Origin of the sequence: Paenibacillus lentus, assembly GCF_003931855.1 — a bacterium.
Lineage (GTDB): Bacteria > Bacillota > Bacilli > Paenibacillales > Paenibacillaceae > Fontibacillus > Fontibacillus lentus.
The window spans coordinates 2,740,529-2,752,853 of record NZ_CP034248.1; the positions used below are offsets into that span (position 1 = coordinate 2,740,529).

A 12,325-nucleotide genomic window follows, 5' to 3' on the forward strand; every position below is an offset into this window, starting at 1 on the left:
TATGTACAAAATGAAATATGCATTAGGCAGTACGTTTAAGTACATGACTTTGTTTCTGGGCGCTTTCACGGCACTATTACCGATTATCGTCGTATTCTTCTCATCCTTAAAAACGAATGCAGAATATGGTGCAACGAGTCCTTTGGACCCGCCTCAAAATTGGACGTATTTTGCAAACTACACGAAGGCGTTTGTTGATGGAAAAATGCTGCTTGGCTTCGGCAACACGATCTTTATTCTCGTTATATCCATTGCCGGAGCTACATTGATCGGATCCATGATTGCCTATGTGCTCAGCCGGTTTAAGTTCCGCGGAAGCAAGCTGCTTATGGGTGCGTTTCTGCTGGCAACTTTAATTCCAAGTGTAACGACACAAGTTGCAACGTTTAGAATCATCGATGCATTGGATCTGGTAAATACGCGATTTGCACCAATTCTTCTTTATTTAGGAACGGATATTATCGCTGTTTATATTTTCTTGCAATTTTTAGATACCATTTCTGAATCCCTGGATGAATCCGCAATGCTGGATGGCGCGTCCTACTTCACGATTTTCTTTAAGATTGTATTGCCGCTGCTGGCACCTGCGATTGTAACGGTCATCATTGTGAAGGGGGTTAATGTCTATAACGATTTCTATACCCCATTCCTTTATATGCCTGGTGAGAATTTGCAGGTGATATCGACCGCTCTGTTTAAATTTAAGGGACCCTACGGTTCACAGTGGGAGGTCATATGCGCGGCGATCATGATTACAATCATTCCTATTCTTGTCGTATTTCTCGCCTTGCAAAAATATATTTATAACGGTTTTGCGCAGGGTTCTGTGAAATAAATAAATGATTATTTTTGGAAGGAGAATTATATCATGGCAGAGGTTCGTATTATTGGAGAGAAATTAACAAACATCCCTTGGCAGGATAAGCCGGAGGGCGCAGTGGGGCCTGTATGGAGACATAGCGATAATCCTGTGATCCAGAGAAACCCGGCGAAAGGTATCGCCCGTATTTTCAATAGTGCTGTACTGCCCTTTGATGGGCGCTTCGTCGGTGTATTCCGTGCAGAAACAATTAACGGCCGGCCTCATCTTCATCTTGGCTGGAGCGATGATGCATTGAACTGGTCGATTGAAGAAGAGCGCATTAATTTCGTGGATGAGAGCGGCAAGCCGTTTCAACCGAACTATGCTTACGATCCGCGTCTCGTAGAGGTAGAAGGAACTTATTACATTATTTGGTGTACGGATTTTTACGGTGCCGCGATTGGTGTAGCGAAAACGGATGACTTCAAAACTTTTGTACGCTTGGAAAATCCATTTTTACCGTTTAACCGCAATGGCGTACTTTTTCCGCGTAAAATCAATGGCAACTTTGTGATGCTCTCTCGTCCGAGTGATAGTGGACATACGCCGTTTGGCGATGTGTTCCTCAGCGAAAGCCCGGATTTTGTTTACTGGGGCAAGCATCGTCATGTGATGTCTAAAGGCGGTCAAGGCTGGTGGCAATCGGTAAAAATCGGCGGTGGTCCGGCTCCGATTGAGACGACTGAGGGCTGGCTTATGTTCTATCACGGTGTAACCGGCACCTGTAATGGACTCGTATACAGCATGGGCGCAGTTATTCTTGACCGTGACGAGCCGTCCAAAGTCAAATATCGTTCCGCTAATTATGTGCTAACACCGGAGGAATGGTATGAGGAGCGAGGCTTTGTTAGCAATGTCGTATTCCCTTGTGCCACGCTGCATGATGCTGAAACCGGGCGAATCGCCATCTATTATGGTGCGGCAGATACCTATGTAGGTGTTGCGTATACGACAGTACAGGAAATTGTAGATTATGTGATCGCCACGAGTGAAGAAGTCGCTGACGATGCAGAAATCGGGATCATGTAATAGATTTAAAGAAAAGCCCGATCAAATTCTCGTATCATCTAGAGTATTCACAACGAATTAATCAGCAGAGGATGGATTCCTTCTTAACATAGAGGAGATTCCGTCTTCCCATTTTAGGGGGCATAACATGATGGGGAATGATATGAGCTTAGCGGAATTGAAGCAATATGGGGGCAAAAGTTCACGGCCTGCAGATTTTGACTCTTATTGGAAGCGTGCGCTACAGGAGCTTGAAGCCCAGCCGCTTGAGTACGAATTGGTTCCCGCTGGATTTACCAGTCCATTGGCGGATTGTTATCATCTTTATTTTACCGGAACAGGTGGGGCGAGGATTCACGCCAAATTTGTCAAGCCGAAAAATTTGACTAGCAAGGGGCCGGGTATGGCGATGTTCCACGGTTATTCTTGTGATAGCGGCGATTGGTCGGATAAGGTGAATTATGCGGCACATGGCATTACGGTGCTAGCGATGGATTGCCGAGGTCAGGGCGGTTTGTCCGAAGACAACTTAACAGTACAGGGCACGACGATCCGTGGCCATATTATCCGGGGGATTGATGATCCGAATCCTGATAAATTGTATTTTCGCAATGTCTTCCTGGATACGGTGCAGACGGTAAGAATTCTGATGAGTATGGAGTATGTTGATCCAGCGAGGATCGGTGTGCACGGACTTTCACAGGGCGGCGCGCTTGCCATAGCGTGTGCCGCGCTTGAACCCAGAGTCAAACTGGCTGTCCCTGTATATCCTTTTTTGGCCGATTACCGCAGAGCTTGGGAACTGGATATTACCACTTCTGCTTACGAAGAAATTCATTATTATTTCCGTTTCTTTGATCCGCATCATTTGCGTGAGGATGAAATTTTTACGAAGCTTGGCTATATTGATATTCAAAATCTTGCTGACAGAATTGAGGCTAAGGTACTTTTCGTGACGGGACTTGCCGATACGATCTGTCCGCCGTCCACGCAATTTGCCGTTTATAACAAAATTCGTTCCGAGAAGGAGCTGCTAGTCTACCATGAATACGGTCACGAGTACTTGCCGTATTTGGGAGATCGAACATTACAGGCATTTCTGAAATTGTAAGGTGAAGAGAAAGAGTAGGGGAAATACGTTATTGAAGCGGATAGGGGTTCGAAACTTCGGTACAGGTTTAGAGTTTAGAATCAGTCAATTCTAACGAAGAGTCATTGCCTGGATCATACAATGGGCAACCCAGGCGTGGAATGGTTCGCTAAGCTATATATCACTAAGCTATATATAATAGAAGAAACTGATGCAAGCGCAAATGTATGACGCTCGCTGTTATGATGGGAAGTCTTGCGGTGATCGGTTGGATCATGGCAGAATTCTTGTTAAACTACAGCGAGTGCATAAGCAATACCTGAAGCTGATTGGCTCCAGGTGCCTGTAAGGCGATAACCCCCGATGTCAGGTTAAGAATCCTGGTATCGGGGATTCTTTTTGTATAGCGGTCTTTATTTCCGAATCTCCATCTAAAGCCAATATTGCTGAGGACTCCTATAACTGATATAATAAATTGATTATACTTCTAAGGATTTGTGGTGGGGGTAACAATGACAGATATTAGAGCAAGGCAACAAAAAATTCGGAATTTCTGTATTATTGCACATATCGACCATGGCAAATCAACGTTGGCTGACCGGATTTTGGAATATACCGGAGCATTGACCTCACGGGAAATGCAGCAGCAAGTGCTTGATACGATGGATTTGGAGCGAGAACGTGGAATTACGATTAAGCTGCAGGCGGTACGCCTTTCTTATCGTGCAGACGACGGTGAAGAATATGTGCTTAATTTGATCGATACGCCAGGACACGTCGATTTCACGTACGAGGTGTCCAGAAGTTTGGCGGCTTGTGAAGGGGCGCTTCTGGTCGTCGATGCTGCTCAGGGGATCGAAGCCCAGACGCTGGCTAACGTATACTTGGCATTGGATAATAATCTTGAGATTTTGCCAGTAATCAACAAGATTGACCTGCCTAGCGCTGATCCTGATCGGGTGAAGCAAGAGATTGAAGATGTGATTGGGTTGGATGCAAGCGAGGCTGTCCATGCTTCAGCGAAAGCTGGAATCGGCATACGCGAAATTATTGAACAGGTCGTGCAGAAGGTTCCTGCGCCGACAGGAGATCCAGATGAGCCGCTTAAGGCGCTGATTTTTGACTCGCATTACGACCCTTATAAGGGTGTTATTGTCTATGTGCGCGTAATTAACGGGCATATCAAAGCGGGATCTAAGATCAAGATGATGGCGACGGGCAAGACGTTTGAGGTTATCGAGGTCGGCGCGTTTATGCCGCGGATGACGATGGTAGACGAGCTGAACATCGGTGATGTAGGGTTTATCGTAGCAGGTATTAAGACGGTAGGCGATACGCAAGTCGGGGATACGATTACGGATGCGAAGAAACCAACAGCAGAGCCACTGCCTGGCTATCGCAAAATCAATCCGATGGTTTTCTGTGGTCTATATCCTATAGATACATCGGATTACAATGATTTGCGCGAAGCGTTGGAGAAGCTGCAGTTGAATGATGCTTCGCTGAGCTTTGAACCGGAGACGTCTAGTGCGCTTGGTTTTGGATTCCGCTGTGGATTTCTCGGTCTGCTCCATATGGACGTTATTCAAGAGCGTATTGAGCGTGAGTTCAATATACCGCTGATTACGACTGCACCAAGTGTTATCTACAAAGTATCCTTGACCAATGGAGAAACGATCTCCATTGATAACCCGTCCAATTACCCGGAGGTTGGAAAGATCGACCACGTAGAAGAGCCTTATGTTAAGGCGTCGATTATCGTACCGAATGATTTTGTAGGAACCGTCATGGAGCTGTGCCAAAGCAAACGCGGCGAGTTCATTAACATGGAATACCTAGATACCACCCGGGTCACAATAATGTATCAAATTCCACTATCCGAAATCGTCTACGATTTCTTCGACCAGCTGAAATCAAGTACGAAGGGGTATGCCTCCTTTGATTATGAGCTCTCAGGCTACCGCCAGTCGAATCTGGTCAAAATGGACATCCTCCTTAACGGAGAACAGGTCGATGCGTTGTCCTTCATCGTTCACAGAGAAAGGGCTTATCATCGCGGACGGGCGATCTGTGAGAAGCTTCGCGAGCTGATTCCACGTCAAATGTTCGAGGTACCAATTCAGGCTTCCGTAGGTACTAAGATTGTAGCGAGAGAGACAGTTAAGGCGATGCGCAAGAACGTTCTTGCGAAGTGCTATGGCGGTGACATCTCCCGGAAGCGTAAATTGCTGGAAAAGCAAAAAGAAGGTAAGAAGCGCATGAAGCAGGTAGGTAACGTAGAGGTGCCGCAGGAGGCGTTTATGGCGGTTTTGAAAATCGACGATAATTAATCGCCCCTGCTTGGCGCATATGCATAGCATAGGATTGAAAAGGAAAGCCGGATGGCTTTCCTTTTTCCATAATTCATGTTCGATAGGCAGATCAATTTTATGAAAAGTAATTTTATGAACAGGAAAAAAGGAGGCACCACCGTGAGCCAACAACTGAATTTGGACGGGCAGGAATTGCCTGACTCTGATTCGCGGTTTAAGACGGCTCCCGAAGCCGTGTATATACACATTCCGTTTTGCACGAATAAATGTTTCTACTGTGATTTCAACTCGTATGTCCTTAAGGATCAGCCGGTGATGGATTATTTGCGGGCGCTTGATCAGGAGATGGAGCTGACTGTTCGCGAGACGCCACCCGGAGAGATTAAGAGCATATTCGTTGGCGGCGGTACGCCGACCGTACTTAAACCGGATGAGATGGAGTTTTTCCTCGCGTCTGTCCGCCGGCATTTTCCGAAGTGGGCTCCTGATATAGAATTTTCTATGGAAGCCAACCCTGGTACAACAGATAAGGAGAAGCTCGGCGTGATGAAGGCCGGGGGCGTCAATCGTGTGAGCTTCGGCGTACAGGCGTTTCAAAATGAACTGTTGAGCGGGATTGGACGCATTCATAACACAGATGATGTGTATCGTAGCTTGGAGAATGCGCGAGCGGTAGGGTTGAATAACCTGTCCATCGATTTGATGTTCGGCCTGCCTAATCAAACCGTCGAAATGCTGGATTACAGCGTGTCCAAAGCACTTGAGCTCGAGCTGTCGCATTATTCTATTTATAGTCTCAAAGTGGAAGAGAATACGTTGTTTCATACGCTATATCATAAGAACCAGCTCCCGCTTCCTGAGGAAGAGGATGAATTGAAGATGTACCTGCTGTTAATGGAACGAATGGAAAAGGCGGGATACAGGCAGTACGAGATCAGTAATTTTGCTAAATCGGGTTTTGAGAGCCGGCATAACATCACTTACTGGCGGAACGAAGATTATTACGGCCTGGGCGCTGGCGCCCATGGATATGTAAATCGATATCGCCATGTAAACATTAAGGGCGTGAACCCATATAATGAAGCAACTAAGCAGGGACGGCCGCTTCTGGATCGGTTCGAGGTATCCCGTGAGGAAGCGATGGAGGATTTCGTCATGGTGGGCCTGCGCGTATTAGAGGGCATTTCGGATGAACGTTTTCGGCGTCAATTTGGGGTTTCGCTGGATGAAGTGTTCGGGGATCAATTTAATAAAATGCTGAATGCCGGATTGCTTGAAAAGACAGCTTCAATTCCAGGCTATCGGCTAAGCAAGAAGGGGATATTGTTTGGCAATGAGGTGTTTGCCGAATTTATAGGTGCCTTGGGCGGAAAATAATATATTGAACTTATATACGCTTTGTTGTATATTTATTCATATTATTGTACCGGGTCGAGGAGGGATCAGCATGCCTGCAACAACAGCTGTGTGCAGAAGGGCGAAACTGGAAGATGTAGAGCCTCTATTTCAAATGATTGATGGATATGCCCAGCGGGGAATTATGCTGCCGCGCTCGAGAGAGATGCTGAGTCGGCAGATTAATGATTTTGTGGTTACAGAAGTAGATGGCTTGGTTGTTGGATGCGGATCCCTATGCCAACTAGGTGAAGAACTCGTAGAAATCCGGTCGCTCGGTATTTCGGAAGGCTATAAAGGACGCGGCCTCGGTTCGTTACTCGTGGCGCAGCTGGTCGAGGAAGCGAAAAACCTTGGCATTCCGAAAGTTATGGCACTTACTTATGAAGTTTCTTTTTTTCTGAAAAACGGGTTTGAGGTCGTGGAGAAGGACATTTTTCCAGAGAAAGTCTGGACGGATTGCATCCATTGCCCGAAGCAACATGCCTGTGATGAAATAGCGGTACTTAAGATACTGAACTGACTTGACAATCGTCTTGTCGGTTTGGTATTTTTGTAATAGCGTTTAGCACTCGATATGACCGAGTGCTAACGACACGGTCAAATGTTATGGGAGGGATTTTCATGTTAACGGAACGCCAGAGAATGATTTTAACAGCTATTGTAGATGATTATATTCGTTCGGCGGAGCCGGTGGGATCCCGAAGCATTTCAAAACGTGGGGATGTCGGCTACAGTCCGGCAACGATTCGTAATGAAATGGCAGATTTGGAGGAGCTCGGATTTCTGGAGCAGCCTCATACATCAGCAGGCCGTATTCCATCTCACAAAGGATACCGATATTATGTTGATCATATGATGCCCCTGAACCGTCTGACCTCGGATGAGCTAGCAACAATGAAATCATTTTATGCCGAGAAGCTTAATGCGACTGAACAGGTCATTCAGCATGCGGGCACGATTTTGTCGCATATGACGAACTATACCTCTATTCTGCTTGGACCTGAAGTATTCCATACTTCTTTACGTCATTTTCAGCTGCTGTCTTTAAATGAGACAACGGCAGTAGCCATTATTGTGACGAATACAGGCCAGGTAGAGAATAAGACGGTCACTATTCCGCCCGGCGTATCGATCTCCGAAATGGAGAAGGTTGTCAACCTGCTCAATCATAGACTGGCTGGAGTGCCAATCTATAAATTAAAATCCGCACTGTACAACGAAATCGGTCAAGAAATGCAGCGGCATATCGACCATTTCGAGGATTTGATGAAGGTGTTGGATGAAGCGCTGGATAGCGACGGAACCGAAGGGCAACGCCTGTTTCTTAGCGGAACTACGAATATGCTGACGCAGCCTGAATTCCGGGATGTGAATAAGGTGAAGAGCATACTTGACCTGTTGGAGGAAACGCCGACATTGATGAAAATGCTGGCATCCGCACAGGCCGGGACAGGCATTCAGGTACGTATCGGTACAGAGAACAAACATGAAGCTTTTGCAAATTGCAGTTTGATTACAGCAACCTATGCCATTGAAGGCGGCGCTGTAGGCACGATCGGTATTTTGGGACCGACAAGAATGGAGTATGCCCGGGTCATGCGGATTTTGGATATGCTATCTAAGGATTTAACAGAATTCCTGTCCCGCTTACATTAATCTGAGCATGATAATTATGTTTTACCGTATGTTAAGGAGGTGAACATCTTGAAGGAACAAGAACCGATTCAAGACAACATCAATACGAATGTAGAGGAAGAAATTGAAATGAATGATCATGTGAATCAAGAACATACAGCAGACGAGAACAGCATACCGGAGGAGGACACTGCAGGCAAACGAGAGGCTTCCGAGTCCACTGCACCTGAAGAAGGCAATGCAGAGCTTGCAGCGCTGCGCGCAGAATTGGAAGAGCAGCAGCAAAGATTGCTGAGAGCGCAGGCGGATTTCGACAACTTCCGCAGACGTACGCAAAAGGAGAAAGAAGAACTAGGGAAGTACGCTTCCGCTAAACTGATTACCGAGCTGCTGCCAGTCATAGATAATTTCGAACGAGCTTTGGCCAGCGGTGAGCAGGGTACGGATGTCACTTCCTATGCCAAAGGTGTGGAAATGATTTTCCGCCAGCTGGAAGGCGTCTTGGGCAGCGAAGGCCTGAAGGCGATGGAAACCGTCGGAGAGCCGTTCAATCCTGAATTCCATCAGGCGATTATGCAGGTGGAGTCGGACGAACATGAAGAGGGCATCGTTGTCGAAGAAGTGCAGAAAGGGTATATGTTGAAGGACAAGGTACTTCGCCCAGCGATGGTCAAGGTTAGCGGTTAACTTCAGCAGTTCCGCTTAAAATTTGACAAGCTCCCACTTATGCAACAATCTATTAAGGAGGACATAACTTATATGAGCAAAGTAATTGGTATTGACTTAGGAACTACAAACTCTTGCGTAGCGGTCATGGAAGGTGGCGAAGCCGTCGTTATTCCTAACCCGGAAGGCGCGCGTACAACACCATCCGTGGTAGGCTTTAAGAAAGACGGTGAGCGTGTTGTCGGCGAAACAGCAAAACGCCAGGCAATCACGAATCCGGATCGCACAATTATTTCTATTAAAAGACATATGGGTACAGACCATAAAGAAAGCATCGACGGAAAGGAAATGACACCGCAAGAAATTTCGGCAATTATTCTGCAAAAGCTGAAATCCGATGCAGAGGCTTATCTTGGTCAAACTGTATCCCAAGCTGTTATTACCGTTCCAGCTTATTTCAATGACAGTCAGCGTCAAGCGACGAAGGATGCTGGTAAAATCGCTGGTCTTGAAGTATTGCGTATCGTGAACGAGCCAACGGCGGCCGCTCTTGCTTACGGCATGGAGAAAGCGGAAGACCAAACGATTCTTGTATATGACCTTGGTGGCGGTACATTTGACGTATCCATTCTGGAGCTTGGGGACGGCTTCTTCGAAGTTAAGGCGACAAGCGGGGACAACAGTCTGGGCGGCGACGACTTTGACCAGGTGATCATCGACTATCTGGTAGCTGAATTCAAGAAGGATCAAGGCATCGATCTCAGTAAGGATAAAGCAGCAGTGCAGCGTCTTAAGGATGCGGCCGAGAAAGCGAAGAAGGAATTGTCCGGCGTGTTGACGACGACGATTTCCCTTCCGTTTATCACCGTAGCCGATGGCGTACCACAGCACTTGGAGATGAACTTGACCCGCGCTAAATTCGAAGAGCTGTCCGCACATCTCGTAGAACGGACGCTTGAACCGACACGTCGCGCACTTAGCGACTCCGGCCTGACTCCATCGGAAATCGATAGAGTTGTATTGGTTGGCGGCTCCACGCGGATTCCTGCTGTTCAAGAAGCGATCAAGAAGTTGACGGGCAAAGAGCCGCACAAAGGCGTTAACCCGGACGAGGTTGTTGCGTTGGGTGCAGCTGTGCAAGCGGGCGTACTTACAGGTGACGTGAAAGACGTTGTATTGCTGGACGTAACACCGCTATCCCTCGGTATCGAAACTGCAGGTGGCGTGTTTACAAAAATGATCGAGCGCAACACAACGATCCCAACAAGTAAATCACAAATCTTCTCCACCTATGCGGACAATCAGCCGAGCGTTGAGATTCACGTTCTGCAAGGGGAGCGTGAGATGGCCGCTGGTAACAAAACGCTGGGACGCTTTATGCTTGGCGATATTCCACTCGCACCGCGCGGCGTACCGCAAATCGAAGTTACCTTTGACATCGATGCTAACGGAATCGTTAACGTATCGGCTACGGACAAAGGAACCGGCAAGAGCCAAAAAATCACGATCACTTCTTCCAGCGGCTTGAGCGAAGAAGAAGTAGAGAAAATGATGAAGGATGCCGAGCTTCATGCGGAAGAAGATAAGAAACGCAAAGAGCTTGTCGAAGCGAAAAACAACGGCGACCAGCTTATTTACAGCGTAGACAAAACAATCAAGGAGCTTGGCGATAAAGTGGACGCTGCCGAGGCGGACAAAGCGAATGCAGCTAAGGATGAGCTCAAGAAGGCGCTTGAAGGCGACAACCTTGACGAAATCAAAGCCGCTTCCGAGAAGCTGACAGAAATCGTACAGCAATTGTCCGTGAAGCTGTATGAACAGGCTCAGGCGCAAGCAGGTCAGGCTGAAGGCGCTGATGGTGCTGCAGCCGGCGGTCCAGGCAAAGACAACGTCGTGGATGCAGAGTACGAGGTTGTGGACGAAGACAAGAAACAAGACTAATCATTGCACGTTAAGCGTTGGTTAGAACAATACACTTGGTGAACCGGGAAGGTCAAAGCGCGGGGCATTCCGTGCTTTGACTTTCCTTTTGCCGGATAAGGGGACTATCTAGCGTTTACCATAGCAATAGCAATAGTGGGGGTGGAAGGATGGCTGAAAAGCGCGATTACTATGAGGTGCTTGGCGTTGGCAAGAGCGCCTCGGATGATGAGATCAAGAAAGCTTATCGCAAGCTGGCGCGTCAGTATCACCCTGACGTGAACAAGGCGCCGGATGCGGAAGATAAGTTTAAAGAAGTTAAAGAAGCTTACGACGTCCTAAGCGATTCGGGAAAACGTGCTCGGTACGACCAATACGGCCATATTGATCCGAACCAAGGAATGGGCGGCGGATTTTCCGGTGCGGATTTCGGAGGTTTTGGCGATATTTTTGATATGTTCTTCGGCGGCGGCGGTCGCCGGGATCCAAACGCGCCGCAGCGCGGAAATGATCTGCAGTATACGATGACGATCGAATTCAAGGAGGCCGTCTTCGGTAAAGAGAGCGACATCACGATTCCACGTACGGAAAATTGCGATACATGCTTTGGCTCCGGTGCAAAACCGGGAACGAAGCCGGAGACTTGTTCCGTTTGCCGGGGTACTGGACAAGAGGAAGTGGTTCAAAATACGCCGTTCGGCCGGATGGTGAACCGCCGTGCTTGCAGCAGCTGTTCGGGCAGAGGACAGATCATTAAAGAGAAGTGTTCAACTTGCCAGGGCAGCGGAAAAGTAAAGAAGCAGCGTAAAATCCATGTTCGCATTCCAGCCGGGGTAGATGACGGCGCGCAATTGCGGATGACTGGCGAAGGGGAAGGCGGCCTGCGCGGTGGCCCGGCCGGGGACTTATACATCGTCATTCGTGTGAAGTCGCATGACTTCTTCGAGCGTGAGGGCGATGATATTTACTGTGAGGTTCCATTAACCTTTGCGCAAGCGGCGCTCGGGGATGAAATCGAAATTCCGACGCTAACCGAGAAGGTGAAGCTGAAAGTACCGGCAGGCACTCAGACAGGTACCTATTTCCGTCTTAAAGGCAAAGGTGTTCCGCGGCTGCGTGGCATCGGTCAGGGCGACCAGCATATTAAGGTTGTCGTCGTGACGCCAAGCAAGCTGAGTGAGGAGCAGAAAGAGTTGCTACGGCAATTTGCCGCTATGAGCGGAGAGCATACGCATGAAAATGAGCAATCGTTCTTTGATCGGATGAAGCGGGCATTCCGTGGAGATTGATCAATAACGAGATCAATCCGGCTATGATTCATCGCTTGTTGAGCTGAATAGCTGAAGAGAGAGTTAAGGAACAAGTTAGGCCGATGTCTTGATGACATCGGTCTTTTCTTATATGCGAGATTACTGGCCTTCCCTAGAAAAATAA

At 47.7% G+C, this 12,325-nt stretch carries 10 protein-coding genes; all 10 read left to right on the top strand.

Translation table 11 applies throughout. The features are described 5' to 3' along the window. Position 1: 1 nt before the first annotated feature. The 10 genes from EIM92_RS12145 (at position 2) to dnaJ (ending at position 12,180) form a co-directional block, all read left to right on the top strand. Positions 2-835: a carbohydrate ABC transporter permease gene (locus EIM92_RS12145; protein ID WP_125082855.1), complete on the top strand. Its 834-nt coding sequence runs from the start codon at positions 2-4 to the stop codon at positions 833-835. A gap of 33 nt (positions 836-868) precedes the next feature. Continuing rightward, complete coding sequence (locus EIM92_RS12150; RefSeq protein WP_125082856.1) at positions 869-1,891, top strand: glycoside hydrolase family 130 protein; 1,023 nt, start codon at positions 869-871, stop codon at positions 1,889-1,891. Positions 1,892-2,021: 130 nt separating this feature from the next. Further along, positions 2,022-2,981: an acetylxylan esterase gene (locus tag EIM92_RS12155; RefSeq protein WP_125085152.1), complete on the top strand. Its 960-nt coding sequence runs from the start codon at positions 2,022-2,024 to the stop codon at positions 2,979-2,981. Between the two features lie 491 nt (positions 2,982-3,472). Then, positions 3,473-5,290 carry a translation elongation factor 4 gene (gene lepA / locus EIM92_RS12160; RefSeq protein WP_125082857.1) on the top strand — a complete coding sequence of 606 codons (1,818 nt, stop codon included), beginning with the start codon at positions 3,473-3,475 and terminating at the stop codon, positions 5,288-5,290. A gap of 174 nt (positions 5,291-5,464) precedes the next feature. Continuing rightward, the gene (hemW, locus tag EIM92_RS12165) at positions 5,465-6,649 is read left to right on the top strand and encodes a radical SAM family heme chaperone HemW (RefSeq protein WP_246021418.1); all 1,185 of its coding nucleotides are present in this window, start codon (positions 5,465-5,467) and stop codon (positions 6,647-6,649) included. 70 nt (positions 6,650-6,719) lie between these two features. Next, positions 6,720-7,190: an N-acetyltransferase gene (locus EIM92_RS12170; protein ID WP_125082859.1), complete on the top strand. Its 471-nt coding sequence runs from the start codon at positions 6,720-6,722 to the stop codon at positions 7,188-7,190. A 101-nt stretch (positions 7,191-7,291) separates the two neighbouring features. Continuing rightward, entirely contained in the window at positions 7,292-8,326 is a 1,035-nt protein-coding gene (gene hrcA / locus EIM92_RS12175) for a heat-inducible transcriptional repressor HrcA (RefSeq protein ID WP_125082860.1), read from the top strand. Positions 8,327-8,374: 48 nt separating this feature from the next. Then, positions 8,375-8,992 carry a nucleotide exchange factor GrpE gene (grpE, locus tag EIM92_RS12180; RefSeq protein ID WP_246020955.1) on the top strand — a complete coding sequence of 206 codons (618 nt, stop codon included), beginning with the start codon at positions 8,375-8,377 and terminating at the stop codon, positions 8,990-8,992. A gap of 72 nt (positions 8,993-9,064) precedes the next feature. Next, entirely contained in the window at positions 9,065-10,912 is a 1,848-nt protein-coding gene (gene dnaK, locus EIM92_RS12185; protein ID WP_125082861.1) for a molecular chaperone DnaK, read from the top strand. Between the two features lie 149 nt (positions 10,913-11,061). Beyond that, positions 11,062-12,180 (top strand): molecular chaperone DnaJ, encoded by a 1,119-nt coding sequence (dnaJ, locus tag EIM92_RS12190; protein ID WP_125082862.1) that lies wholly within the window; start codon positions 11,062-11,064, stop codon positions 12,178-12,180. Positions 12,181-12,325: the final 145 nt, after the last annotated feature.